This is a genomic window from Enterococcus sp. S53, assembly GCF_016516865.1.
Classification (GTDB): Bacteria; Bacillota; Bacilli; order Lactobacillales; family Enterococcaceae; genus Enterococcus_D; species Enterococcus_D innesii.
Map to the genome: position 1 here is coordinate 206,027 of NZ_JACVUH010000001.1, position 25,973 is coordinate 231,999.

Here is a 25,973-nt window from a genome sequence, read left to right on the forward strand (position 1 = left end):
AATACACTTCTGGTAACAACATCGTCTGATGGGTCTGATCATCAATCACCCAAATCTTCTTTCGTCAAAAGTTCTTCGCTAAGTCGTTTGATATTCGGCATTCATAATAATCAATGAAGAATGGCTCTTCTTATCGATGAGTAATTGTGATCGTTCTCCGTTGATCATCACGATTGAACTCGAATATCTGTAGTTAATCTAACTGAACATCCTCTTGTTTCACCTTCTCATCAATCAACTGAAAACAACGTAGCTGTATTTCCTTTGGTACTTGTTCGCTCACTACCTTCGTGATGTAGCGATTTTCTTGTGTATCGAACATTGTATAATCCTCCTTTACCACAAAAATAGCCCAATCATCAATTAAGATGATTGAGCTTCATAGTAATAATATATATTTATTTTTCAAGTTATATAATTTAAATAGATATACCGCTCTCCAAGAATTTGGGTTTTAACATAAATACCAACACTTTCAAAAACGATAATTATTATTTAATGTAATTTATCAAAACATTACCTGAACTCCGATTGAATCAACATCAACCTTATGATAACATAATTCTATTAGTTGGAAGTTATCACTTGTTGAATCACAACTACTCCTCTTCAGACAACTAGCATTTAAGCAAGCATTAAAGTAACGACAGTTATCAAAAAGGAAGGTTTGTTTAATAAATGATCCATAAAATAATAACTTTAAGCAATTACGCTAATTTTAGTCCTTCTCTTTATGACAGGCATGATTGGGATGGCTGCTTAAAAAAAAACAATCTAATATTTGCTCCTAATGGGAGTGGAAAAACTAGTTTTTCCATCTTATTGGAATCCTTAAACAATAAAGAATACCTTATAAAAAAGAAAAAAAAATATGGAGCTAAAGAAAACCCAAAAATTATTTTTATCGATGATATAAATAAAGAGATAAGTTATAAAAATGGCACATGGAACAAACAACTTGATGTTGAAGTTTTTAACAGTCTATATTTAGAGAATAATGTTTATTCTATAGATGTTACAGATGCAGGTGACATTAGTTTTTTAGAAGCTATAGTTTTTGATGATTTGAAGGACAATATAAGACGTATTGCTAATTTAAATAAACAAATTACTAAACTAAGACAAAAACGACATAACTATAGAAACAGAAGAAACAAACGGATAAAAGCAAAAGATTCTGCAAAAAATATCTCAGAACTACAAACGTCCATGGATTCTCTGCAATTAGAAATAAATAACAAAATAGACGAAATTAATGTACACATGGAAAAAAGAAAAAAAAGAACAGAAATAGCTATTCAAAAGTATATGAGTCAAATTAACAAATTACTCACTTCCTTTGCCCCGTATCTTAGTATAAGTAATATTAAACCAGTATATAAATCAAAATATGGACTGCTTAAAAAACTTGTTTATGAAATTATTGTAAATAATCATCCTATTTCAATTAATGATCGATCTGAAACTTCATTAAAATACTCCTTAAGTGAAGGGGATAAGAACTCTTTAGCCCTTTCATTTTTCATAGCAAAACTCAATTTGCTACCGAATTTAGATAATAGAATAGTTGTAATTGATGATCCTTTCACTAGTTTCGATGCACATAGAAAACAGATCACTATCAATGAAATAGCAAATTTATCTGAAAAGGTAAAACAATTATTTGTTTTATCACATGATATACAATTTCAAAACGATTTATATAAAAAAATCAATAGTGAATGTGTTTGCTTAAAATTAAAGAAAACAACTCAAGGAACTCGAATATCTTCCATTGTTCTTGAAAAGGAAAGCATGACGGGGTTAATTAAAGACATTACCTTCCTACATGATTTTTTAGTTCATGGTGAAGATAACGAAACGGAATTACTTTTTGTTTGTAGGACAATTCGACCTAGCCTAGAAGGTATATTTAGAATCAAATATTTTAATTTGGTATCCTCAAACCAGTGGCTAGGTAATATCATTGAAATGATCAGGGACTCACAGAAGGGAGAACCCTTTTATCGTTTAAAAAAAAGTTTACCTGAAATAGAGTCTATTAATGACTTTTCAAAAAAGTTTCACCATTCAAATCCTGGATATCTAGAATATCCTTTAAATTTCAATGAAGTTGTAAATTATGTAGAAAGAACGATTAAATTAATCACAGAAATCTAATAGCTCTTACCTTCAATGACCCTGCAGTACATTTACTTATTCATATTGCAGGGGTATTTAAGTTAATATTTATCATTCTTTTCAATTTAATGTTTATTATTAATTCTTGTAGAAAATGACTAAAAAATCTTTTCTAAATTTTAATAATTATTTACTTAGTTTAAATATCCCTATTTATGATACGGCTCGTCTCACCTAATCCGAAATAGCTTTTTGATTTATCTAAAAAGACTTCTTTTGAATCATATCCGAAAGTACCTATTTTCAAAAGTAATCCAAGAAAACTTATAGTTTTTGTCAAAAAAAGTATTGCCATTCCATATAGATAGCAGTAGTAATGAGTATTGTTAACAAAGTCTTATCGTGTCACCACAATGATAGTGAAACAAATCTAAGTAATATTTATTTAGCCACATATATCTACGTCAAAGCTATTCCCTTCCAGAAGTTATATCATCATATTTTCCAGTAGCTAAACAACTCATTATAATTACTCCTAATAAGCCACCTAAAAATACCCCTAATAAAAATAGTAACATAATAAGACCTCTTCCCTTTCAAATCTCTTCAGTTGAACTATAGTCATAAAACGTAATTTACATAAAATGATCATTACTTTCATCAAAGAAAGATAGGTCAACTTAAATAGACCTACCTTTCATAAAAACTAATTACACACAATATGAACTGATGTTTCAAAAATAAATTATTTTCGGATCTCAAAATTTTTCAATGCTAAAAATAGTGGTTCTACAATATTTAGTGTTGGTGGAAAATCTACGGATTTTCTACTGACACTTTTTTTGTAAAAAAAGATAGCAAAAGAGATAGCCTAACTGGTAGAATTTAGTCGTCTAGAACAAAACCACACCAAGAAAGGATATCTCCATGGATCATTGTACTAGAAAATTATTAGGTTTAACAGATGAAAATTTATTCTTCGAAGAAGAATGGTTAGATACTAAAGAAGAAGAGGGGTTCCGCACCAATCTTATCCATGCCAAACTTAGCTATATACCAAGTCATTGTCGTAAATGTGGCATCAAAAATGAAGGACAAATCATCAAGAATGGCTCACACAAAACAAAAGTCCAACTTTTGCCTTATCGAGCAACAAAAACAGAATTACGCTTGGTACGTACGCGCTTTTACTGTAAGGAATGTCAGTCGACATTCAACGCTCAGACAAATTTGGTGGATTCTTTCAAAGGAATTAAAGGTTCAAATTGCCTTGGAGCTGGCGAAGAATACAACAAGAAAAGAAATTGCCGATCGCTATTTTGTCTCTGACGTAACCGTTCTGCGTGTCCTGAAAACCTGTTTAAAAACGTATCATCCTCGTTTTGATACGTTACCTTCGGTCCTTTGTTTTGATGAGTTCAAATCGATGAAGTCCTGCAGTGGAAAAATGAGTTTTGTTTTTATGAATGGGCAGACCCAGCAATTAATCGGTGTATTGGAGAATCGTCGCCTGGCTTTCTTAAAACCCTATTTCCTTAAATTCACTCGAAAAGCACGAGCGAACGTGAAATACGTCGTGATGGATATGAATGCCCCTTATTTTGAACTTGTAAAGGCGGTCTTCCCAAACGCAAAAATCGTGACTGATCGCTTTCACATTGCCCAACAAATCACTCGTGCGTTAAACCAGTTGCGAATTAAAACAATGAACAGCTTAAAAAAAACGGAACCGACAAAGTATCGACGTTTGAAGCGATTCTGGAAATTACTCCTTAAGCATGCCTATGATCTGGATAGTTCCAATTATCAATATGATCGATCCTTTCGTAGACCAATGACGCAAAAAGCGATCGTCGATGAACTTTTGAGCTATGACGAGCAATTAACAAGGGCTTACGAGACTTGTCAGCTCCTCCTCTATCACTTTAAACAACAAGGACAGCCAAAGCTTTTTCGATACGATCAACAGCTTAGATCAATGCCTCCCACAATGGTTTTGTAAGAAACTGACGTTTTTAAATAAATACAAATTAGGGATTCAATATGCTTTAAAAACCAGGTATAGTAATGGTGCATTAGAAGGAACAAACAACAAGATAAAAGTGATAAAACGAGTAGCCTACGGCTATCGAAATTTCCACAACTTTCGAGCAGGAATTTATCTCATTCAAGGCTTGATCTTCCAAGTAAAACAAAAACCAGTTAAGCAATCTGCCTAACTGGTTATAACTAAATTTTCAGTTGTATCTTTCTCTACCAACACTAAATGTCGAAGAGCCTATAAAATTTTATTCACGCTTAATTCATCATAAAAAATATACTCTTCATCCGAAATATCATTATTATTCAAGGAATTACAGAATCTGATCTATAATTTCGTACAATTAAAGTCAAGTTATCTAACATGGGTTTAAAATTTTCAAAATCAATTCTCTCATATTCATTAACAATAAAATTTGAAAAAATTTCTTTCCCATAATATTTTTCTGGATCCACTTTTTTATCTCTGCAGAACGTTTTTCCATTAATTTCCTTTTTTAGGACATCTTCGCTAAATAGATCTTCTATTTCACATTCTTCTGCTCCATTAGAAAGTGGATTAGTTAACAAAAATAAATTATCATGTAATAGTGTTTGTTGACTGCTTTTCAGACATTCTTTTTTATATTCTGTCAATTTTACACCATTTATAAATTTACAAATCGGCTTGTCTTTATTAGCTATTTCATTATCAAAAATCCAGATGACTGGATTTTTTGGCTTATTTTCACTCATTTTCTTAAAATGCATCAAATAGTTAATTGCCCCCTTTTCAGGATAAGAGTTAGACATAAAGCGTTTGTAAAAATCAGTCAACGTATCTGCACCATCTAAAGAAAGATCAAAAAAGTAACGCAATCTTTTGCTTCTTCTTAAAAAGCTTATCTTAAAATCATAATTATTTTTTTCATCTTTTGTAACTAATTCCGGATACTCATTATAATATTTCTTGAGTGCTGATTTAAGGTACTTAATATCAGTTTTCCCTTCAGTTATAATTAAAGGTTTGTTATTGGCAAAAAAATATTTATAAAACAATAAAGCTTGATATTGCTTTTCCTTCGTATTCAGAGATCTAAAGTTATGCTTTTCATTATCAATCCTATTGTTATACCACTGTATTTGATTGATAAACGCAAATCTACCCTCTAATTGTTTGATATCCGCTTCTTCATTATCAATTGTAAAGCTGCCAGTTTGATAAAGCCTATGAGCCATGGCTCTAGTTTCTTTATAGAAATTTCGGTCCACATTAATCATCTTATTGACTACTAATCCAGTAACCATTTGTCGAGAATCTTTATACTGAAAATTGCTTTTTTTCTCATTTAATTTAAAACCAGCTTTTTTAATTTCTCCATTTAATTCATAATAAAAAGCACTTTTCAAATCTAAAAAGTGTCTGTCATTTGTAGAAAAAGTCAAATCATCCGCATATCTCGTATAATCCAATCTATATTTTTTTGCAAGCTTTAGTAATCTTAAATCTAAAATGTTACATATAAGATTGGTTATTATTGGTGAAGTAGGTGCGCCTTGAGGTAAGACCCCTTGGTAACAACATAACTGAGCTAATATAACCGCAACTTCCGTAGGTAGCTGGAAGTTTTTATTCTTTTCAAAATAGCCTTTCACTCGACCAAAATGAAAACTTTCAAAAAAATTTTCTAAATCAACATTAAAAACAAAACGTTTATTTCGATGAATTTTAGCATTTGTTATAATGCTCTTATTTTTTTCAAATCCATGAGAAATATTTAACTTGATTCTGTTTTCCTCTTGAAATACATTTTTTTGTGTAGCTAATAGTCTTGCAATTTTCTTTTGTATATCGAGTAAATCTTCGTGTGGTGAATAAATTCTTCTATACCCACCGCTTTTCTTTGGGATCGAAAAGGAAGAGTACAGATTTTCTACCTTTTTCTTATAGAGAATAAAGGTAAGCTTCTGAATTGGTACATTGATTAAGTTTGCAAAATCACTTCGATTGTTTATTTCGTTTAATTTTCCCATCATTTACTCTCCAAATCAAACATGTGGCTACTCATTACGCGAAATAGCATAAACTCCTTAATACAATTACACAAAGAGTCTAACCGGTAAGTTGATAAGCCAGCAAATCTGCCCACCATTTTAGTCAAGACTTGCGAATCACAAGCCAAAAAATCTAGCCACATGTCATTATACGAGTATTATATCGGAAAAATCATACTTTATGAACATAAAATTTTCATCATTTTAAATTTCTCATGTTGACCTCTTCTGTTAGCTTTCTAATTTTTTCCAAAAAATCATACCCCTTCGGAACTAAAGGCGTGTAAAACTCACTAATCACACTACTTCCTGTATCTACATATCCTCTTCCTTTGATTTTCTTCATGAAGAAGTTTTTATCGACCTCCCCAAACATCATGGAGTAACCAAGTTCACTCATTCGACCTAATGCTACTCGAAAATTAAACTGGTCCCGAATGCCATCTCCAAGATATTTTGCATCTGGTCTTTGACAAGCTAGAATCAAGAAAAAGCCCGCTTACCTGCCTAACATCACGATTTGTTTAAATTTATTGATAATTCCTGCACTTTCCTTACTCGTCAACATTTCCATAAAAGCTACATACTCATCAAAAATTAAAAAATTGGGTGCTAATCCTAAATATGCATAGTTTTCTCCTATTTTGTAATGGGGCTGCTCTTTCATTTCTTGACTTCGTGTCATCATGCGTTCATAGAAATTTTCCACACAAGCTGAAATGTCTTCTTTCTGCGAATAAACATGAGGCATCACGGTTGAAAGATCTGCCAAATCTGCATTTTTAGGATCTAGAATATAAAGTTCCGCTTTTGATTTTCATAGAGCTTCAATAATCGTTAACAAAAAATACGTTTTGCCCCCACCAGTCCCACCAGCAACCAACATATGGGGTAAGGTATCATATGCCCATACCAAATTTTTCATTAAGCGTAATTCGCCTTTTTCTGCCACGACTTCATCAATACCTATTCGGTTTTCAATCATATTATAAAGAAGTGTGTATTCTACATAAGATTCCTTTAGTTCTTTCTCTACTAATTCACAGTACAAGCCACTTTCTAATTTTTTTTCGAGTTTGAGTAACTGTTCTTGATAGTTTCCTAAAGAAATTTCAACACGAATCGACAATAATCCTCTTTTCATCTGATAGTATATTTTAGGAAAATAAGTGATTCGTTCCTTTTTTTGACTACTTTTTAAGTCTTTAAAAAATCCTTCGGTCTGTGTTTGTGTCACTTCATACCAATGATTTTCTAGAATCATCCGTGCTATTTTTTGACGATGCCACAAACTTCGCCAGTGATCAGGTGCATAACGAGAATAAAGCCAAGCAACCGTACCTGTTAAAAACGCACTACTTAAAACAGTAAATGATTCTCTTGTTGACCATTTAACCGGAAACTGAGACAATGCAAAATTGGATTGTCTCAGTTCCCACAATGGTTTTAATTAAAAAGGAGCGGGCACGTTAAGAAAAAGAATAACAACCATCGAAGTGCAAAATGATACACTAAGTGTTGATCCTTCGTTCGAATTCGATATCCCTTATAGTGAAATAACCGCATCAACAATTAAAATCGAGCCAAGCTTTTCAATGGAATAAAAAGTTGGACTGGAACCATAATCGTATCAGTATCTTTTGCATATACAGGTAATTTCTTTTGTCGAACAATCTCAGTTAAAAAATACTGAATAGCTGTTGTCATCTCGATTTCGAGCGCTTCTAAAACTGCCTCCGCTTCATGACAAATTGTCTCATCCATCTCAATTAACATAAAAAATGCATCTGATTTTTCTACATCAGCTAACCATTGAAGTACTTTTTCTTCTGATTTTGCTTCAAGTGCTTCTTGTAAAAGACATACAAACTTATCCTCATCTAACATTGGTGTCCATATCTGTTCCTGCCTTTTTCCAAAGAATGGAAACTAGCTTAGCTTTTTCAGACATTGAAGGTAATGGATTTTTTTCATAACCTGAAGTAACTTCTGTTGGAATACTAATACCTGGTTCAATACAAAATACTGTTTGTTTTGAACCATTATATTCTGCATATAATGACGTAGTACGTTCTGAGAGTGTTCTACCATCACTAAAGGTTCCATCAACTTCATAAAGTTTACTTACGTCATAATGAATTGTTACCTCTTGAGGTTGAATAATCTCATCAGCAAGAACAATCGCAGGGCCTATTAATCCACTAACTGTTTGACCTAACAAAGCTAAAGCCGCGAACAATCGTAAATTTATAAATCTCGGCTTTTTCATAAAATGATTCTCCTTTCAAAATTGGATATAAAAAAAGAGACATCCATTTATGAATGCCTCAAATGTTAAAACTATTCTTTTCAAAAATTATCAGATACCGTATACCAAAAACTCCAAAGAGACTTTTCCTATATAGGCATACTGAATAATACGATCCGTATTTGGGATATCTTTTCCATTCTCGTATCTGTCCATCGACCATTTTGTAATAGGAGGTGAAAAAAACTTTCCAAAGTCTTCTCTTTCTAAATGATAATCCCTTCGAATCTTCCTGAATCTTAGTCCCATTCGGAAAGGATCCAACTTTTCAAATTGATTAATCTTATATCCACTTTTCAACATCTTACTAAAAGTATCTCCATCTAAAATATAAGGGACCGTCACTTTACCCAAGTTAGCTAAATTCATCAATCTTTCAATATCAGGAATGTTCGTACCCTTTTCCCATCTATTCACAACATTCTTACCAACTGGTCGAGTAAAGTACTTACCAAATTTCTCCAGTGTCTCACCTCGATTTTTCCGAATCTCTTGGATTCGTTTACCCATCGCTATTTTATCGACGATGGGTAATTTAAATAAACCATCATCTTGTTTTATATTCATCAAAATTTCTTTCCCATCGTTAGATAGCAACACTGCAATTTTTTGCTGTACATCCTTCGATGGCTTTCGACTATCGCTCAATATACGACTCATCAAAGGTGCATCAATTTCAATACTTTGCACTAACTGCTTACTTGGTAAATTGCAATTTTCTTTGAAAGACAACAATCGATTTACTGTAGTTGTTACTAAGTCAGATTGATCACCCCAAAGTGTATCTACATTGAAAATCTCACTTAAAACAGTATCAATATCCTTCGAGATTTTTCTTGTTCCATTTTCATGACTTACTAAAGTACTTTGTGATAAACCTGCTAAATCAGCCAAATTCTTTTGAGATAACTTCCGTTCTTCCCTTAAAGATTTAAGTAAATCACCACTTGGGTTTTCAGACATGAAAAAAGCACCTCCTAATGAGATGCTTTCATCATACGCTGACGGTTAAATCACACTTTACCGCCACACGGAAAGTGTGATTTAATAGGATTTTCAATTTAAAACAATCTATTTCTTCGGTTCATCCTCATCCATCTTCAGAACTGCCATGAAGGCTTCTTGCGGTACTTCGACGGAGCCGATTTGTTTCATCCGCTTCTTCCCTTCTTTTTGTTTCTCCAGAAGTTTGCGTTTCCGAGAAACGTCACCGCCATAACATTTCGCCAATACGTTCTTACGCAAGGCTTTGATGTCGGAACGGGCAACGATTTTTTGTCCGATGGCTGCTTGGATCGGTACTTCAAATTGTTGTCGTGGGATTAGTTTTTTCAGTTTTTCAACGATGGCTTTGCCGCGTTCATAGGCAAAGTCACGGTGAACGATAAAGCTTAACGCATCGACTTTTTCAGTATTCAGCAAGATGTCCATCTTCACTAGCTTGCTAGTGCGGTAACCAGACATTTCGTAATCGAGTGATGCATACCCTTTGGTGCTGGATTTTAATTTATCAAAGAAGTCAAAGACGATTTCCGATAATGGGATCTCATAAACGACGTTTACGCGATAATCATCCAAGTAATCCATCGTGACAAAGTCTCCCCGTTTGCGTTGGGACAATTCCATTACTGCACCGACGTAATCATTAGGCACCATGATTTGTGCTTTGACGTAAGGCTCTTGTACGTTGTCGATCGTGACTGGTTCAGGAAATTCTGCTGGGTTATCAACGACGACCATTGAGCCATCTGTCTTGTTGACGTGATAGATTACGGATGGTGCAGTCGTAATCAACTCAAGGTTAAATTCACGTTCTAGCCGTTCTTGCACGACATCCATGTGTAATAGGCCCAAGAAGCCGCAACGGAACCCAAATCCTAATGCTTGAGAGGTTTCTGGTTCAAATTGCAATGCTGCATCATTCAATTGTAATTTTTCCAATGCTTCTCGAAGGTCGTTGTAACGTGAGGTATCGATTGGGTACAATCCGCAATAAACCATCGGATTCATTTGACGATAACCGGCTAAGGCTTCTTCTGCTGGATTGTTGGCTAAAGTCACCGTATCCCCGACTTGGGTATCTTTAACAGTCTTGATGGCAGCAGTGATATACCCAACATCGCCCACCATCAACGCATCTCGTTGAATGGCTTTGGGTGAAAAGACGCCGACTTCTGTGACATCAAAGGTCTTGCCATTACTCATCATTTTGATCTTGTCACCTGGTTTGACCATCCCGTCCATGATGCGGACGTTTAAGACCACCCCACGATAGGAATCGTACACGGAGTCAAAAATCAACGCTTTTAACGGTGCTTCAATATCACCTGCTGGAGCTGGGACATACTCAACGATTTGTTCCAAAATGTCTTCGATCCCAATACCTGCTTTGGCACTCGCTAAAACAGCTTCACTAGCATCGATACCGATCACATCTTCGATCTCTGTTCGTACTCGCTCAGGATCGGCAGCTGGCAAGTCTATTTTATTAATGACTGGTAGGATCTCTAAATCATTGTCTAACGCCAAGTAGACGTTTGCCAATGTCTGTGCTTCGATCCCTTGAGCCGCATCAACGACGAGCACGGCGCCTTCACAAGCGGCCAAACTGCGGGACACTTCATAGGTGAAATCGACGTGCCCTGGAGTGTCGATCAAATGGAAGATGTAGGTTTCTCCGTCTTTGGCGGTATAGTTAAGTTCCACGGCATTTAATTTGATCGTGATTCCTCGTTCACGTTCAAGATCCATGGAGTCTAATAATTGGTTTTGCATTTCCCGTGACGTCACTGTATGGGTTTGTTCCAAAATACGGTCCGCCAATGTTGATTTCCCATGGTCGATATGGGCGATAATGGAGAAATTACGAATCTTCTCCTGTCGTTTTTTCATTTCTTCTATGTTCATGGATACGTTCCTCATTTCTTTTAGTCAGCTTTTCTATTATACCAACGAAACGCCAATAGTTAAAGTATTTTTCTTAACCGTTATTTAGACATATTCATTCAGGTTTTGCTATACTAGAGCTAGCAAATAAATTGGAGTTGAAAGAATGGACAATAATTTTCATCAAAATCTACATATTCGAGCGGTGGATGAAAAAGACGTTGATCAGTTCAATGAACTGTTAAGCTACGTTTTTCAGATCACTGAATCGGATATTGAAGAAAGCGGCTATGAGAGCAAACGGGAAATGATCAAATCTAAGCGCCCGATCTTAGAACTTTCCAAGGTCTTTGGCTGGTTCAATGAAGACAAGTTGATCTCGCAAATCGCCGTTTATCCTTGTGAAGTCAATATACACGGCAAATTGATCAAAATGGGCGGAGTGACCGGTGTTGGGACCTACCCTGAGTATGCCGGACATGGCCTGATGAAAGACCTGATCAAGCTTGCCTTAGAAACCATGCGGGAAGATCAGCAATGGATCTCCTATCTTTATCCATACAATGTGCCCTACTATCGTCGCAAAGGCTGGGAGATTATGTCCGACAAGCTGACCTTCAAAATTCGTGATACCCAACTTCCGAAAACCAAAGAAGTCCCTGGGATCGTAGAGCGCAAAGAAGTGGATGACCCTGATGTCTTTACTGTCTACAACCAATTCTCCCGCGACAACCATGGTGCCTTGCAGCGGACCTCTTTTCACTGGGAAGAGTATTGGCGCTATGAAAATGAAGAAGAGCGCACCGCGGCTGTCTATTACAATGCCAGCGGTCATCCGACTGGTGTACTTTTTTATTGGGTAGCCGAAGAAGTCTTCCACGTAAAGGAAATGTTCTACTTGAATCAAGAAGCCCGCAATGGTCTTTGGAATTTTATCTCTGCTCATTTCTCAATGGTTTATTGGGTCAAAGGAGACATTTATTCAAATGAACCTCTGTCCTTCTACTTGGATGATAGTCAAATCAAAGAAACCATCGAGCCTTATTACATGGCGCGGATCGTCGATGTAGAACAGTTTTTGAAAAACTTCCCATTTGAAGCCTTCCAAACACCTTTTCACTTTGTTGTATCCGACCCAGTTGCCGATTGGAACAACGGAATCTTTGGTGTCCAATACAATCACGGAGAGATCGTAGTTTCAAGAGAAGCTACCGGAAAAGCGGTCCAGCTGGATATTCAGACATTGTCGTGTCTGTTGATGAATTACCGCCGTCCGGCTTACTTAGAGCGTGTGGAACGGCTAAATACCGATTCAGAAACACTGGCATTACTGGAATCGATCATCCCTGATATGGAAGCCTATTTCAGCGATTATTTCTAAACAACAATTCAACAAAACATACAACTATGAATGATTAAGGAGTGTTTTTGAATGAAACTATATTTTGCTGCTCCCCTGTTTGCTGCTAGTGACCTGCGCTACAACGCCGAACTTGTTGCGTCGATTCGCCAGCAGTATCCGCAGCTGGAGATTTATTTACCTCAAGAAAATGCCGCGATCAATGATAAATCCGCCTATGCGGATAGCAAAATGATCGCTTTGGCAGATACCGAAAAAGTACTGGAAAGTGATTTGATGATCGCATTACTGGATGGTTTGACCATCGATGCTGGGGTTGCCTCTGAGATCGGTGTCGCCTATGCAAAAGGCATTCCTGTTTTAGGGCTTTATACAGATAGTCGCCAACAAGGAGCCGACAATCAGCAAAAGCTGGCAGCATTACAAACCGTTGCGGAAAACCAATTCCACTATGTCAATCTTTATACGGTGGGTTTGATCAAACTAAATGGTGAGATTTATTCCTCTGAAGCAGCCCTTTTAGCTGGCTTAGCCGACTATCTTTCGGAGGACAACTAAATGGGACAAACTTATCAGCGACTGCAAAAGGTATTCACTATTTTTGGTATTCTCGTGTTTTGTTTTTCTTTGTGGGAATTTTTCCGTGGGGTCTATCCGCAAACACAAGGATTGATTTTCTTAGGTCAAGCATTGCTTGGGATTTTATTGATTTTCGTCCCAGAAATGAGTAAAAAGTTCTTAAAAATCCAGCTACCAAATGCCACCGTCTACTTTTATTGGTTTTTCTTGCTGATCTCTGTATTTATGGGGACAATTCTGCATTTGATTGAAACCATTGCTTTCTGGGATAAAATTCTACATGCGGTGAGTCCTATGGTCTTGACGGCTGTTGGCTATGGATTGATCTGTCTCTTACTAAAAGAAGTCCCCGTTTCAAAAGTTTCTCCATGGTTATTTTTATTAATGGGCTTTGCTTTTGCTGGCTTATGTGGTGTTTTCTGGGAGTTTTGGGAATTCATCTGCGATTCCGTTGGTGGAATGAATCTCCAACGTTATGCAACTTTAGATGGCACACCGTTTATCGGCCGTGAAGCATTGATGGATACGATGGGCGATTTACTGACCAACACGATTGGTGCTGCTCTAATGGGCGTGTTCGCTTACGTACAAGGACGAGGCAAACCTGATTACTTTGAAAGTTATCGGATTCGGAAATTATCATAGTCTACCTTTAAAAGCCGGTTGAAAAGCATCGTTTTTCAACCAGCTTTTTTCTGTTGTTCTTTTATTGATAAAGAAAAATTTATAAAAATACTTAAATGGTAGCTCTTGTTTTTGCTGATTCACTGTATACCAAGGGTTCCTATCGTGTGTAGAAACTAATAAAACGTTTACAATCTAAAAAAATTCCCTCGTTTAATCATTTTTATTTCCCCAAAAAACCTTGGTCTGTTATAATTACATTATTCATTTGACATTGCGTCAGTAAAGGAGAGGCTTATGGTCCTAACAGTGTTTTTCATTTTATGCTGCTTGATTTTTTCATCGATCACCTATGCGTTCTCTAAAGATGCCCGGAAATTTGTCCAACCTTTATCAATCAAAATTATTTTTATTGCATCAGCTATTATTGCGGTTTGGACAATGTTCTTCTCAATGGTTGCCTTTGTCGCTTGGGTGATCTAAAAAACATTCTTACCAGTTGCGGCGTTTTCGCTGCATTGGTAAGAATGTTTTTTTGGTTAGAAAAGTTTGATTTGATTCAATGGCCAAAAGCGCAGCAGCACTTTCCCTTCCATTTGATCTTCTGTTACAACCCCGAAACTGCGACTGTCCCGAGAGATCAAACGATTGTCTCCCATCACAAAATAGCTGCCTTCAGGAACCGTTACCGTGAAATCATCGGTAAAGTGTTCGGCACCAGCGGCGATTTGCTGAAACATTTCGCGATAAGAATATTCATCTTGTAATTGATCGTCCGCAAATTTTTCTTTAAAATCATCTAAATAGGGTTCTTCGTATACTTCTCCATTGATTGTTAAGACATCATCTTTCATTTCGATAGTATCACCGGGTAAACCAATCAGCCGCTTGACAGCGATTTTGCTTGGATCATCTGGTTCAACGCAGATCACGATGTCTTGCCGGTCATATGAAGAAATTTTTGATGCAATCAGCCGCTGTTTATCGGCCAAAGTCGGGTCCATAGAATGGCCACTGACTTGAACAGGCGTCAGGACAAACAGACGGATGAGAACCACGGCGACGATAAAGAAAAGCAGTAACCAATTCTCTTTTAGGATTTTTACCATAGCTGCTCTTTCGCTCCTTTACTGCATCTTTTGTCATTATCAAAGCTCGTTTCTGGCATTCTAACAAAAGATATCTTCCTCAATCTTACGTGGAATTTTTACATTGAGCAAGAGAAATCATCGATTTTTAAAAAAATATGACATTTCTAGTGGCCATAAAGAACCTTTTACGTTCGATCACGACTCAAGAAAGCAAACACATCTTTTCGACTTAGACTTCCTACCAGTTTCTGCTCTTCTTCAATCACTACCGTGTCATGAGTTGCAAATAAGGTATACAACTCATTTAAAGTAGTAGATGCAGCGATTTGAGGAGCCCCAGGGTTGACTTCATCGCTGAAAAAGTTCATCCGCATCAAATCCCCTGCTGTGACCAGTTTTGCTTCGTCTTCACCGGTCTCTTCAAAAAAGCTTTTCACAAAGGCAGTTTTTGGTTGCGAGACAATCACTTCCGGTGAATCACATTGGACGATCTTCCCTTGATTCATGACAGCAATTCGCGTACCTAGTTTTACCGCTTCTTTCATGTTATGCGTGACAAAAATAATCGTCGTCCCAAGTTCTTGGTGCAAATCAAGGACTAACTCCTGCAAGGAATTACGAGAAATTGGATCAAGAGCACTAAATGGTTCGTCCATCAGAATAATTTCTGGGTTAGCAGCTAACGCTCTTAAGATCCCGATCCGTTGCTGTTCTCCTCCTGACAACTCTTTAGGCATTCGATGGCGGTATTGCTCTGGGTCAAGTTTGACCTGTGTCAGCAAACGATCCACGGCTTCTGAGCGATCTTTTTTTGACCACCCTAACATCTCTGGAATCACTTCGATATTTTGTTTGACATCCATCGTCGGAAACAGGGCGATTTGCTGGAGAACATACCCCATTTGCCAACGCATTTTTTGGATATTGTATTCTTTGATCCGTTTTTCTTTGAAGTAGATATCGCCATCCGTTGGTTCTGACAACGCGTTGATCATCTTCAAGGTCGTCGTTTTCCCACTCCCAGAAGGACCGACCAAAACAAAGATTTCCCCTTTATTGATGCTCAGATCTAATTGATCGATCACTAGTTTTTGATCAAACTTTTTACTGACGTTTTTAAATTCAATAATTGGTGTCATTCTTGTCCCTCCTTAATTAATCCTTCATCTATCAGGAAGGTACGCGCGACTTCTGCTGGATTTTTTCCTTCGACATTGACCTGATAATTCATTTCACTCATTTGTTCTTCGGTGATTTTCCCTGCCAACTTTTCCAATGCACGGACGACTTCTGGATGTTCCTTAGCAAAGGCTTCTTTCATCAAAGGCGCTCCTTGATAAGGTGGAAATAGTTCCTGATCGTCTTCTAGAATAACTAAGCCATATTGACGCAATTCACTGTCCGTGGAATAGGCATCCAGTAGATTGATATCGCCATTATTGATGGCTTGGTAACGCAATGCTGGTTCCATACTTTGGACACTTGGAAAATCTAGCCCATAGCGTTCTTGGATCCCCGCATACCCGTCTGTCCGATCAATGAATTCGAGGGTGAAGCCAGCTTTAATTTGATTTTCGATTTTCTTCAAATCAGAGATCGTGGTTAGTCCATTTTCCTCAGCAAATTCTTTTTTCACAGCCAACGCATAGGTATTTTGATACGCCATCGGCTGAAGCAAGGTCATCTCAAACTGATCCTTCAATAGATTGACTGCTTCGGTATAGGTTTCGTCGGAGTCAAGTTTTTGACTCGCAAGCTCTTCTGGTACCTCAACTAAGCTCTCCAACACGGTACCGGTAAACTCCGGATAAATATCAACTTGGCCATTGTCTAATGCACTGAATAAGAATGAGGTCTTTCCGAAATTTGGCTCTAGTTCAACTTGGGCATCAGGGTCTTCTTGTTCAATCAATTCTTTGTACATGTTGATTAAGATATCAGGTTCGGACCCTAGTTTCCCTGCGATGGTGATGGTTTTCGGCGCGAAAAATCCGCTCTGTGAAAAAGAAACGCCGCCAATCAGCAAGATGATGGCTGCCAGCGTAATCAAGGTATAGCGCGGTTTCAGGTGTTGTAGATATCGGATCAACGTACTGAAAATAATAGCCAGTAAAGCAGACCCGATCGCACCGATCAGCGTTAATTCAGGGGCATTCCGATCGATCCCTAACAAAATAAAGGAACCTAGCCCACCAGCGCCAATCAGAGCGGCTAAAGTTGCTGTTCCGATGATCAAGACCAGCGCCGTGCGAATCCCCGAAATTATGACAGGCAAGGCAATCGGCAACTCGACTTTGATCAATCGGCGCATCCGAGACATACCAAATGCCGCCGCAGCTTCTTCGATTGATGGATCGATCTCCGAAAGGCCAATATAGGTATTTTGAAAGATCGGCAATAACGCATAAATAACTAGTGCGATCAACGCAGGCGGCGTTCCGATCCCCACGAATGGAATCAATAAACCTAACAGTGCCAGTGATGGAATCGTTTGTAACACACTCGTTATTTGTAGGCCGACTTCCGCTGCCCGTTTATGATTAACCAGCCAAATGGCTAACGGGACAGCAATGACGATCGCGACCAGCAGCGCAATGATCGACAATGACAAATGCTCAAAGACAGCTGTCAGCAATTCCCCTTTTCGCTCATTCAACGTTTCAAAAAAAGTATTCATCTTTTCATTCCTCTCCTACTCCATAAGAACAGTATAATCGAAGTGCGAATTTCCTCCAAACAACAAGCAAGGGGAACTTTTTTGTCTTATGTTGAGCGACAAAAAAACGATGGCTGCCACTTAAACGGCAACCATCGTTTTGCATTTATCCATTTTTTATCTTTTTATTCTTCGGTAATTGGCGTATTTTCAAAAACCAGTTGATCGTTCAATAATTCAATCGTGACTTGGGTCTTTGGTAAGACTCTGCCGGCAACGATTTCTTTTGCCAATGGGGTTTCGACTTCTCTCGTGATAAACCGACGGAGAGGACGCGCACCATACGCTGGCTCATAAGCATTTTCAGCGATCCAGCGTTTGGCTTCTTCAGTGATCGTCAACAGTATATCTTGGACTTCCAGTCGTTGTGAAAGCTGTGCGATGATCTTGTCGACGATGCCTGTCACATCGTTTAGACTAAGCGGTGTGAATAAAATCGTATCATCGATCCGATTTAAGAATTCTGGTTTGAAATGCCCTCTCAAGAGATTACGGACATTTTCAGCAACGTTTTCTGGGATCGTCCCTTCTGCGGTCACGCCATCTAGCAAGACTTGAGAGCCGATATTGCTAGTCATGATCAAGACTGTATTTTTGAAATCAACGACTCGCCCTTTTGAATCTGTCAAACGGCCATCATCAAGCACTTGTAACAAGATATTAAAGACATCAGGATGGGCTTTTTCGATTTCATCTAACAAAACGATCGTGTAAGGATTGCGGCGGACAGCTTCAGTCAATTGCCCACCTTCTTCAAACCCTACATAGCCTGGAGGGGCACCAACTAAACGAGACACTGAATGTTTCTCCATGTATTCGCTCATATCGATCCGAACCATATGCTCTTCTGAATCAAAGAGGTTGACCGCCAACGCTTTCGCTAATTCGGTCTTACCGACGCCGGTCGGACCTAAGAACAAGAAGGAACCTAATGGTCGATTTGGATCTTGCAGGCCAGCTCGTGAACGAATAACTGCATCACTGACAGCATCGACGGCCTCGTCTTGTCCGATCACTCGTTGATGTAAGGTCTCATTTAATTTCAACAGTTTTTCTCGTTCGCCTTCCACTAATTTAGCGACTGGAATCCCTGTCAAACGTCCCACGACTAAGGCGATCTCATTTTCGGTCACTGACTCTTGGACCATCCGAATGCCTTCGTCTTGGTTTTTTTCTTCTAGTTCAGCTAGTTCTTTTTCCAATTGGGGAATCGTCCCATGGCGAAGAACAGCGGCCCGTTCCAAATCATAGTTATTTTCAGCATCTTCCAACTCATGCTTGGCTTTATCGATCTCTGCCCGTTTGTTGGAAACTGCATTGACTTCTTCTTTTTCCGTTTCCCACTGCATTTTCATGGTATTGACTTCTTCACGCAATTCCGCCAATTCTTCTTGTAAAATGCCTAAGCGTTTTTTCGATGCATCATCGGATTCCTTTTTCAATGCGGCTTCTTCGATCTCAAGTTGCATCAAACGACGGGTAACTTGGTCGAGCTCAGTAGGCATCGAATTCATTTCCACCCGAATTGTGGCACTCGCCTCATCGATTAAGTCAATGGCTTTATCTGGTAAAAAGCGGTCCGTGATATACCGATCAGATAAGGTCGCCGCAGCAACAAGCGCGTTGTCATGGATGTTGACACCATGATGGATCTCGAACCGTTCTTTCAAGCCACGTAAAATCGAAATCGTATCTTGAACGGTTGGTTCCTGTACCAGCACTTTTTGGAAACGACGTTCCAAGGCTTTGTCCTTTTCCATGTATTGACGGTATTCATCAAGGGTGGTTGCGCCAATCGTATGCAATTCTCCCCGTGCCAGCATTGGTTTCAGTAAGTTTCCAGCATCCATGCTGCCTTCCGTCTTACCAGCACCTACAATATTGTGGATCTCATCAATAAAGAGAATGATCCTGCCATCGGCTTTTTTCACTTCTTGTAAGACGGCTTTCAAACGCTCTTCAAATTCACCTCGGAATTTAGCACCTGCGATCAAGGCACCCATATCCAGAGAAAAGATCGTTTTGTCTTTTAGGTTTTCTGGGACGTCTTTTCGCACGATCCGTTGAGCCAATCCTTCAACGATGGCTGTTTTACCAACCCCCGGTTCACCAATCAAAACGGGATTGTTTTTTGTCTTCCGAGAAAGGATGCGAATCACATCGCGAATTTCTTCGTCTCGTCCGATAATGGGGTCCATTTTTCCGCTGCGGACTTGTTGGACCAAGTCAACGCCGTATTTTTCTAATGCTTTGTATTGTTCTTCTTGATTTTGTGAGGTCACACGATCCCCTCCTCTTAATGTTTCGATCGTTTGCTTGATTTCTTTTGCGGTGATTCCTTGTTTCTTTAAATACACCGTCAAGGGATGATTTTTCAATTTCATCAACGCATAAAGGACGATTTCTGTGGAAAGATACTCGTCTTGAAATTCATTTTTTAATTGATCTGCCTCAGACAAAAGATGAAACAGATTTTGACTCATGGATTGACCATAACGAACATTTCCTCCTTCAACGGAAGGCAGTTCATCTAATAATCGGTCGACTTCTTTTTCAAATGCATCGACATCGAGCCCTGTGTCCGTATAAAAATTGCGGCCGAATTGATTGGCTTGCAATAAAATCTTCCATAAATGCGGAATATCAATTTCTTGATGGTGACGGGTCATGGCAATCTGCTGGGCTTCAGCGATAGCACTTTGTAATGTAGTCGTCATTTTTTCTGGGTTCATACTTTTCCCTCCCAAAATGGTAGTCAGAAAAAAGTACGCTGCAAGCAGTATCCTTTTTTCTACTCTTCTATTATACAATATTGGTCAGTAATGGTCAAAAGATTTCCCTCGAACATCAAAAATTTTTTCAGTATTATTTCATGAAAATTGACAGATGGGAAGTAGCAATGGTATGCTAGGTCGTGATTGGTCAGGAACAACCGATTTTCCCGATCTTTTTAAGCGCTTTTTGGCGTATTTTATTCAGTAAGATTATCTACTTAGCTGTAACGTCTACTGTTTACAGCTTTTTTATATGGAGGAAACGATGTTAACATTAACGAATATTAGCCAACAATTTGGCGACAAATTGCTTTACGAAGATGTTTCCGTTCAAATCAACCGTGGGGAAAAAGTCGGTTTGATTGGACGGAACGGCGCTGGCAAAAGTACTTTAATCAAAATCATTACAGGAGAAATTCTCCCCGACGATGGCTTTGTTCAATTTCCGAAAAATTTGAAAATGGGCTACTTGGATCAATACGTCAATGTTGATGAAACGCAATCGATCCGTGATTTTTTGCGCTCTGCCTTTGCAGAAGACTTCGAAAAAGAACAACAGATCGCAGACCTTTATACTGCTTATGGCGAAAGTCTCGACGATAAGCTTTTAGAAAAAGCGGGCGAATTGCAAAATCAATTGGATCAAGGAAATTTCTATCAAATGGATACATTGATCGATGATTTAGCTGAAGGGTTAGGAATTTCGGTTCTTGGAATGGATACGCCCCTTGCTTCCTTAAGTGGTGGTCAACGCTCGAAACTGATTTTAGCGAAAATGCTCTTAGAAAAACCCGACATGCTGATTTTGGATGAACCAACCAACCACCTAGATGATGAACATATCAAATGGTTAGTTGAATTTTTACAAAACTTTACTGGTACCTACTTAGTCGTTTCTCATGATCGTCAATTCTTGAATGAAATCACGACCCATATCATTGATATTGAATTTGGCAAGCTTTCTAAGTATACTGGGAATTTAGACAAAGCATTAAAACTAAAAACGTTGCAAAACGAAAGCTACATGAAGCAATACGAAGCACAGCAAGAGCATATCAAGAAAACTGAAAGCTATATTCGTAAATACAAAGCTGGTTCTCGTTCAACGATGGCGAAGAGTCGTGAAAAGCAGTTGGCAAAAATTGAACGTTTGACCCCACCGCAAGATGTCCCTAAACCCCATTTAGGATTTGATTTGGCACCAATCGTTACCACCTTGGCCTTGGAAACCACCAATCTAGTCATTGGGTACGATCAAAAGCCCTTACTCTCCCCAATCAACCTAACGATCCGCTATGGCGAAAAAAATGCGATTCGGGGATTTAATGGGATCGGTAAATCAACATTGATCAAAACGATACTTGGTGTGATCCCTGCAATTGAAGGAACCGTTTCTTACCCGCAGCATACAAAATTCAATTACTTTTCTCAAGACCTTGACTGGGAATATCCCTTGCAGACCCCTCTTCAATACCTTGAGGATCTTTTCCCAAAGGCCACTAACAAAGAATTGCGGCGGCAACTTTCTCGGGCGGGATTACCTAGCCAATTAGCCCAGGAAGAATTGAAATTATTAAGTGGTGGCGAACAGACAAAAGTGAAGTTAGCTGAAATGATGTTGATCAAAAGCAACTTTTTGATTCTTGATGAACCGACCAACCATATCGATCAAGACACGAAAAACAATTTGGAAGAAACCCTGGCAGCTTTTCCCGGAACCGTTCTGATCGTTTCCCATGAAGCTGAATTTTATGAACCCTTTGTTGATCGGATCATTGATTTGAAAGACTAAAAAACACGCTTATCCTCTACTCGAAGATAAGCGTGTTTTTAACTTTCCACTTTTTCTTTTCTTAATTCAGTCAACTCTTGGCTGATATCTTTGCGCTTTTCTTTCATTACATAAGCAAAACCAATAATGAAGGGCCAAATGAATGTTGCTAAGCGGTACAGTAGCATGGAAGACGCAGCATCGACCGTGCCAACTAATGGACCAAAAAGCAGCATATAAATAAATTCAAATGATCCGATCCCTGCCGGTGTTGGAATCACCCCGGACAAGACGACGGCAAAGCTGATGAAGGATAACGTCAACAAGAAATCGATCTCTGGATGCTGCACAACAAGAATCACATAAGGAATCACATACCAAGGTAGCATCTTCAAAAGATTCCAAAGGTAGATGCGCAAGAAAGCGGTGCGGTCGGTAATGATTGCATTGACCGTTTCTCGCAAAGAATAGATCTGGGTGTTGCATTTGTCAACGATCCCTCTTAACGTTGCACTTTTGAACAGCTTATTGCTGATGATCACAAAAAAGACTTGAATGTTGATACTGACAGAAAGTGCCAATAAAGCGGCAATGATCAAAAAGACGAGTACGATCCCCACCAAAATTACCCAAATCATATTCGGCGCATTGTCATAGAATAGCGAGAATTGAATAATCAACCCAGCGATTGCATATGTCAATATGGCAAACTTATACATCACCATGTGTAAGGTGGTGACACCAACCCCTTGTGACAATTGCAAACCATTTTTACGATAAAAATTCACCTCTGAGATCAAGGTGCCCGCCCCAAACGTCACGATCCGGTAAAAACCACTGTAACAAACCGTTAAAAAGCCTGCCTTAGTAGTAAATTCCGGTTGAAACGTCACAGCGATCTCTTTCACTGTCCGTCCTTCGATCACCAGGTACAATGTGCCAAGTCCCATAACTAATAAGACGACGAGAAAGCTGGTCTCTCTTAGCCCCGCCAAAATATCCATCATCGAGTTACGGACAAAAAAATACATCACACCCAGAATCCCTACTAGTAAAAGTAAATTAAGGGCGAACTTCACTTTAGTTTTCATATTAACTCCTTGCTTGTTATACCGAATTTATGCAAAAAAGACCATCAGCAGGATAGCAAAAACGGTGCCAAAAGCAAAAAAGAGGTGAAACTTCTTCTTTCTTGTTTTGTGGCGAAATACGCGTTGCGCAATTAAACCGCCTAATCCGCCGCCAATCGCCCCCATAAAAAGGAGATTTGCTTCGGGAACCCGCCAACCTTGTTTCACTGCCTGATATTTATCATACCCCATCAGACAGAAAAGATAAAGATTGACTGCAATTAAATAAAACCACAATGGATTGTAAATCAGTGCATTCATCCATTTCCTCCATATGATTGATCGTAGGGACCATTATTTTGATTCTTTTGCTTCCTCAGGTACCAGCATCGTCAACCCATGTTTGATGACTTTCATCTCAATCGGCAGATCATCCGTTGGGTCGCCATCGGTTCGAGTATGAACCGTTTTTTCTTTGGCCTTTATTGAGACCTTTGCGGCAGTGAAATATTCAACACTTGGTACTTTGGCAATTCTACCACGAATAATTCTTGGTAGATACAAAATAAACCGTAAAATATTCAGTTTTGGCAAAAGAATGACATGAAACAACCCGTCATCAGGTTTTGCTTCTTCATCAAAGTTCTTAAACCCACCTGCTGAATTCGACATGACGATCGTCAGTAATTGACTTTTCCCCTGCCATTTCCGTTCGTCAGCAATAACTTCTAATTTGTATTGTTTCTTTTTGATCAACAGATGAATGAACCGTTTCATAAACGCTAACGGCCCATACTGCTGTTTTTCTTCTTGGGAAGTTGCGGCGGCGGTATCTGCCAGAAGACCAATGGTCATCGTCGAGATCATTACTTGATCATTGACCATCCCATAATCGATCGGACGTTCAACCCCTGTTAAAACATTCTCAAACGCTTCTTCTGGCTTGACTGGTATACCCAACATTCGAGCGAAATTATTTACCGTTCCTCCAGGAATGATCCCGATCTTCAGCTCATCCAGCTTTTCTTTGAAGGTTTGCAGCCCATGATGGATCGTGCCATCTCCGCCGATGATCACAATCGTATCGACTGCGTGTTTTTTGGCAGCCTCTCGAACGTCTTTTGGATCCACGTCTGGATTTGAGGCCTGCAAGAACGCTTGATGCTCTTCGCCTTGTTCTTTCACATAGGCTTGGAATTTTTCTGCTGTTTCTTTTGCTTCACTTTTCCCCGCTGTATCATTGTATAAAACGAGAATTTTCATCCTATTCACATCCTAAAAAGGCCGGGTCTTACGCAAGACCTGCGTGAAGAGTTCCCAGCCCAAGAGTTTTTCATTTATTCCATCAAATCAAAAGCAACGTTTATGCTTGAGCATTCAGTTCGGCGATTTTCACGATCACATCGGTCGCCTTCATCATTGATTGTAGCGAGACGAACTCATAACGACCGTGCATGTTTTCTCCACCAGCAAAGATATTCGGTGTTGGAATCCCTAGATAGGAGATTTTCGACCCATCGGTCCCACCACGAACAGGTTCTGTTACTGGAGTGATTCCCACTGCTTCCATCGCATCTTTTGCTAAATCAATGATACTCATATCTTTTTCGATGATTTCTTTCATGTTGTAGTATTGATCATATAGATGAACGTGCACTCGCGGTTCATCAAAGCGGGCATTCAAGCTTTCTTGAACCGCTAATAATTGTTCTTTTCTTTCTTCAAAACGGGTCCGGTCATGGTCTCGAATAATGTATGCCATTTTCGCTTCTTCTACTGAGCCGCTGAGACTCATCAAATGGAAGAACCCTTCTGTCCCTTCGGTTTTCTCAGGAACTTCATCAGCCGGTAGCGCATTTTGAAAATCGACTGCTAGTTGCAAAGCGTTGATCATGGTGTCCTTCGCAGTTCCTGGGTGGACATTTTTTCCTTGGATCGTGATTTCAGCTTGCGCCGCATTAAAGGTTTCATATTGCAATTCTCCTACTGGACCGCCATCCATTGTATAGGCAAAATCAACATTGAAATCTTCAACATCGAACTTATCTGCACCAACACCAATTTCTTCATCAGGGCCAAAAGCGACTTTGATTTCCCCATGTTTGATCGTTGGGTTTTTAAGTAAGATTTCCATAGCTGTCATGATTTCTGCAATACCAGATTTATCGTCAGAACCTAATAAAGTGGTACCATCAGTAGTGATCAAGGTTTCGCCAGCATAATTTTTTAAATTCGGAAAATCTTTTGTGTTTAATGTGTATTTTCCTTCTTTATCTAATTTAATGGTCGATTCGCCATCGTAATTTTCGATGATCTGCGGATCAACATTTTCTGCATTAAAATCGGCCGTATCCATATGGGCGATAAATCCAATGGAGCGTACGTCATGATCCACGTTACTTGGCAATGTCCCAATCACGAAACCATTGGATTCGTTGTAGTGAACATCGCTTAATCCTAATTCTTCTAGTTCTTTTTGCAGTTCTTTGGCAAAAGCGACCTGTGTTTCGGTGGAAGGTGTTGTCGTGCTTGTCGCATCCGAACGGGTTTCTGTTTTTACATAGTTCAAAAAGCGAGGCAATAAATTTTCGTACATAAA

General features: G+C 38.7%; 20 protein-coding genes and 3 pseudogenes. 7 read left to right on the forward strand and 16 right to left on the reverse strand.

The genetic code is table 11. The features are described from left to right. Nucleotides 1-193: 193 nt before the first annotated feature. A complete protein-coding gene (locus tag IAE45_RS01085) occupies nucleotides 194-322 on the reverse strand; it encodes a DUF960 family protein (RefSeq protein WP_233618904.1) in 129 nt (42 codons plus the stop codon). 356 nt (nucleotides 323-678) lie between these two features. On the opposite strand from IAE45_RS01085, the gene IAE45_RS01090 reads away from it, so the two are divergent. Next, nucleotides 679-2,160 carry an AAA family ATPase gene (locus IAE45_RS01090; protein WP_200124561.1) on the forward strand — a complete coding sequence of 494 codons (1,482 nt, stop codon included), beginning with the start codon at nucleotides 679-681 and terminating at the stop codon, nucleotides 2,158-2,160. A 431-nt stretch (nucleotides 2,161-2,591) separates the two neighbouring features. Here IAE45_RS01090 and IAE45_RS01095 read toward each other — a convergent pair whose 3' ends face one another. Further along, a complete protein-coding gene (locus IAE45_RS01095; RefSeq protein ID WP_200124569.1) occupies nucleotides 2,592-2,699 on the reverse strand; it encodes a DUF3789 domain-containing protein in 108 nt (35 codons plus the stop codon). A 349-nt stretch (nucleotides 2,700-3,048) separates the two neighbouring features. Between IAE45_RS01095 and IAE45_RS01100 the strand changes: the two are divergent. Beyond that, a pseudogene (locus IAE45_RS01100) lies at nucleotides 3,049-4,340 on the forward strand (ISL3 family transposase). A gap of 127 nt (nucleotides 4,341-4,467) precedes the next feature. Here IAE45_RS01100 and IAE45_RS01105 read toward each other — a convergent pair. The 6 genes and pseudogenes from IAE45_RS01105 to lepA all read right to left on the reverse strand — a co-directional run bounded on the left by IAE45_RS01105 (nucleotide 4,468) and on the right by lepA (nucleotide 11,410). Next, the gene (locus IAE45_RS01105) at nucleotides 4,468-6,174 is read right to left on the reverse strand and encodes a retron Ec67 family RNA-directed DNA polymerase/endonuclease (protein ID WP_200124571.1); all 1,707 of its coding nucleotides are present in this window, start codon (nucleotides 6,172-6,174) and stop codon (nucleotides 4,468-4,470) included. Nucleotides 6,175-6,394: 220 nt separating this feature from the next. Further along, nucleotides 6,395-7,504, reverse strand: a pseudogene (locus IAE45_RS01110) (FtsK/SpoIIIE domain-containing protein); the annotation flags it as partial. A 263-nt stretch (nucleotides 7,505-7,767) separates the two neighbouring features. Further along, the gene (locus IAE45_RS01115; protein ID WP_200124572.1) at nucleotides 7,768-8,082 is read right to left on the reverse strand and encodes a type II toxin-antitoxin system RelB/DinJ family antitoxin; all 315 of its coding nucleotides are present in this window, start codon (nucleotides 8,080-8,082) and stop codon (nucleotides 7,768-7,770) included. Beyond that, a pseudogene (locus IAE45_RS01120) lies at nucleotides 8,078-8,464 on the reverse strand (cell surface protein); the annotation flags it as partial. The pseudogene IAE45_RS01120 and the gene IAE45_RS01115, both read right to left, overlap by 5 nt. Before the next feature lie 90 nt (nucleotides 8,465-8,554). Continuing rightward, on the reverse strand, nucleotides 8,555-9,466 hold the full coding sequence (locus tag IAE45_RS01125; RefSeq protein WP_200124573.1) for a helix-turn-helix domain-containing protein: 912 nt from the start codon (nucleotides 9,464-9,466) through the stop codon (nucleotides 8,555-8,557). A gap of 108 nt (nucleotides 9,467-9,574) precedes the next feature. Further along, nucleotides 9,575-11,410, reverse strand: coding sequence for a translation elongation factor 4 (gene lepA / locus IAE45_RS01130; RefSeq protein WP_074535928.1), 1,836 nt, complete (start codon nucleotides 11,408-11,410; stop codon nucleotides 9,575-9,577). 145 nt (nucleotides 11,411-11,555) lie between these two features. Here lepA and IAE45_RS01135 point away from each other — a divergent pair, with 145 nt between their 5' ends. The 4 genes from IAE45_RS01135 to IAE45_RS01150 all read left to right on the forward strand — a co-directional run bounded on the left by IAE45_RS01135 (nucleotide 11,556) and on the right by IAE45_RS01150 (nucleotide 14,435). Further along, entirely contained in the window at nucleotides 11,556-12,770 is a 1,215-nt protein-coding gene (locus IAE45_RS01135) for a GNAT family N-acetyltransferase (RefSeq protein WP_077454510.1), read from the forward strand. Nucleotides 12,771-12,821: 51 nt separating this feature from the next. Further along, entirely contained in the window at nucleotides 12,822-13,307 is a 486-nt protein-coding gene (locus IAE45_RS01140; protein ID WP_010748216.1) for a nucleoside 2-deoxyribosyltransferase, read from the forward strand. Beyond that, nucleotides 13,308-13,973, forward strand: a complete 666-nt coding sequence (locus tag IAE45_RS01145) for a hypothetical protein (RefSeq protein ID WP_200124574.1) — start codon at nucleotides 13,308-13,310, stop codon at nucleotides 13,971-13,973. Nucleotides 13,974-14,249: 276 nt separating this feature from the next. Further along, a complete protein-coding gene (locus tag IAE45_RS01150; RefSeq protein WP_005226019.1) occupies nucleotides 14,250-14,435 on the forward strand; it encodes a hypothetical protein in 186 nt (61 codons plus the stop codon). Between the two features lie 56 nt (nucleotides 14,436-14,491). On the opposite strand, the gene lepB is transcribed toward IAE45_RS01150, so the two are convergent. From lepB to clpB, 4 genes are all read right to left on the reverse strand, one after another. Continuing rightward, the gene (gene lepB, locus IAE45_RS01155) at nucleotides 14,492-15,061 is read right to left on the reverse strand and encodes a signal peptidase I (protein WP_008380056.1); all 570 of its coding nucleotides are present in this window, start codon (nucleotides 15,059-15,061) and stop codon (nucleotides 14,492-14,494) included. Between the two features lie 167 nt (nucleotides 15,062-15,228). Continuing rightward, nucleotides 15,229-16,182 (reverse strand): ABC transporter ATP-binding protein, encoded by a 954-nt coding sequence (locus IAE45_RS01160; RefSeq protein WP_200124575.1) that lies wholly within the window; start codon nucleotides 16,180-16,182, stop codon nucleotides 15,229-15,231. Beyond that, nucleotides 16,179-17,720 carry an ABC transporter permease/substrate-binding protein gene (locus IAE45_RS01165; protein ID WP_200124576.1) on the reverse strand — a complete coding sequence of 514 codons (1,542 nt, stop codon included), beginning with the start codon at nucleotides 17,718-17,720 and terminating at the stop codon, nucleotides 16,179-16,181. The genes IAE45_RS01160 and IAE45_RS01165 overlap by 4 nt, the downstream gene beginning before the upstream one ends. A 164-nt stretch (nucleotides 17,721-17,884) precedes the next feature. Then, a complete protein-coding gene (clpB, locus tag IAE45_RS01170; protein WP_096742745.1) occupies nucleotides 17,885-20,491 on the reverse strand; it encodes an ATP-dependent chaperone ClpB in 2,607 nt (868 codons plus the stop codon). A 307-nt stretch (nucleotides 20,492-20,798) separates the two neighbouring features. Here clpB and IAE45_RS01175 point away from each other — a divergent pair, with 307 nt between their 5' ends. Then, nucleotides 20,799-22,325 carry an ABC-F family ATP-binding cassette domain-containing protein gene (locus IAE45_RS01175; RefSeq protein WP_233618905.1) on the forward strand — a complete coding sequence of 509 codons (1,527 nt, stop codon included), beginning with the start codon at nucleotides 20,799-20,801 and terminating at the stop codon, nucleotides 22,323-22,325. A 38-nt stretch (nucleotides 22,326-22,363) separates the two neighbouring features. Here IAE45_RS01175 and IAE45_RS01180 read toward each other — a convergent pair whose 3' ends face one another. The 4 genes from IAE45_RS01180 to pepT form a co-directional block, all read right to left on the reverse strand. Further along, nucleotides 22,364-23,395, reverse strand: a complete 1,032-nt coding sequence (locus IAE45_RS01180) for a lysylphosphatidylglycerol synthase transmembrane domain-containing protein (protein WP_081118567.1) — start codon at nucleotides 23,393-23,395, stop codon at nucleotides 22,364-22,366. Between the two features lie 27 nt (nucleotides 23,396-23,422). Beyond that, nucleotides 23,423-23,695, reverse strand: a complete 273-nt coding sequence (locus tag IAE45_RS01185) for a DUF1294 domain-containing protein (RefSeq protein ID WP_005235800.1) — start codon at nucleotides 23,693-23,695, stop codon at nucleotides 23,423-23,425. Nucleotides 23,696-23,728: 33 nt separating this feature from the next. Further along, nucleotides 23,729-24,637, reverse strand: coding sequence for a diacylglycerol/lipid kinase family protein (locus IAE45_RS01190; protein ID WP_200124580.1), 909 nt, complete (start codon nucleotides 24,635-24,637; stop codon nucleotides 23,729-23,731). A gap of 100 nt (nucleotides 24,638-24,737) precedes the next feature. Further along, nucleotides 24,738-25,970, reverse strand: coding sequence for a peptidase T (gene pepT, locus IAE45_RS01195; protein WP_200124582.1), 1,233 nt, complete (start codon nucleotides 25,968-25,970; stop codon nucleotides 24,738-24,740). Nucleotides 25,971-25,973 lie beyond the last annotated feature (3 nt).

Bases quoted from the DNA above. Each gene is read 5' to 3' on its own strand.
- IAE45_RS01160 (WP_200124575.1), bottom strand. From the start codon at position 16,182: ATGACACCAATTATTGAATTTAAAAACGTCAGTAAAAAGTTTGATCAA.
- lepA (WP_074535928.1), bottom strand. From the start codon at position 11,410: ATGAACATAGAAGAAATGAAAAAACGACAGGAGAAGATTCGTAATTTC.
- IAE45_RS01140 (WP_010748216.1), top strand. From the start codon at position 12,822: ATGAAACTATATTTTGCTGCTCCCCTGTTTGCTGCTAGTGACCTGCGC.
- lepB (WP_008380056.1), bottom strand. From the start codon at position 15,061: ATGGTAAAAATCCTAAAAGAGAATTGGTTACTGCTTTTCTTTATCGTC.
- IAE45_RS01095 (WP_200124569.1), bottom strand. From the start codon at position 2,699: ATGTTACTATTTTTATTAGGGGTATTTTTAGGTGGCTTATTAGGAGTA.
- IAE45_RS01135 (WP_077454510.1), top strand. From the start codon at position 11,556: ATGGACAATAATTTTCATCAAAATCTACATATTCGAGCGGTGGATGAA.
- IAE45_RS01145 (WP_200124574.1), top strand. From the start codon at position 13,308: ATGGGACAAACTTATCAGCGACTGCAAAAGGTATTCACTATTTTTGGT.
- clpB (WP_096742745.1), bottom strand. From the start codon at position 20,491: ATGAACCCAGAAAAAATGACGACTACATTACAAAGTGCTATCGCTGAA.
- IAE45_RS01090 (WP_200124561.1), top strand. From the start codon at position 679: ATGATCCATAAAATAATAACTTTAAGCAATTACGCTAATTTTAGTCCT.
- IAE45_RS01125 (WP_200124573.1), bottom strand. From the start codon at position 9,466: ATGTCTGAAAACCCAAGTGGTGATTTACTTAAATCTTTAAGGGAAGAA.
- IAE45_RS01175 (WP_233618905.1), top strand. From the start codon at position 20,799: ATGTTAACATTAACGAATATTAGCCAACAATTTGGCGACAAATTGCTT.
- IAE45_RS01150 (WP_005226019.1), top strand. From the start codon at position 14,250: ATGGTCCTAACAGTGTTTTTCATTTTATGCTGCTTGATTTTTTCATCG.
- IAE45_RS01190 (WP_200124580.1), bottom strand. From the start codon at position 24,637: ATGAAAATTCTCGTTTTATACAATGATACAGCGGGGAAAAGTGAAGCA.
- IAE45_RS01085 (WP_233618904.1), bottom strand. From the start codon at position 322: ATGTTCGATACACAAGAAAATCGCTACATCACGAAGGTAGTGAGCGAA.
- IAE45_RS01115 (WP_200124572.1), bottom strand. From the start codon at position 8,082: ATGTTAGATGAGGATAAGTTTGTATGTCTTTTACAAGAAGCACTTGAA.
- IAE45_RS01180 (WP_081118567.1), bottom strand. From the start codon at position 23,395: ATGAAAACTAAAGTGAAGTTCGCCCTTAATTTACTTTTACTAGTAGGG.
- IAE45_RS01165 (WP_200124576.1), bottom strand. From the start codon at position 17,720: ATGAATACTTTTTTTGAAACGTTGAATGAGCGAAAAGGGGAATTGCTG.
- pepT (WP_200124582.1), bottom strand. From the start codon at position 25,970: ATGTACGAAAATTTATTGCCTCGCTTTTTGAACTATGTAAAAACAGAA.
- IAE45_RS01105 (WP_200124571.1), bottom strand. From the start codon at position 6,174: ATGGGAAAATTAAACGAAATAAACAATCGAAGTGATTTTGCAAACTTA.
- IAE45_RS01185 (WP_005235800.1), bottom strand. From the start codon at position 23,695: ATGAATGCACTGATTTACAATCCATTGTGGTTTTATTTAATTGCAGTC.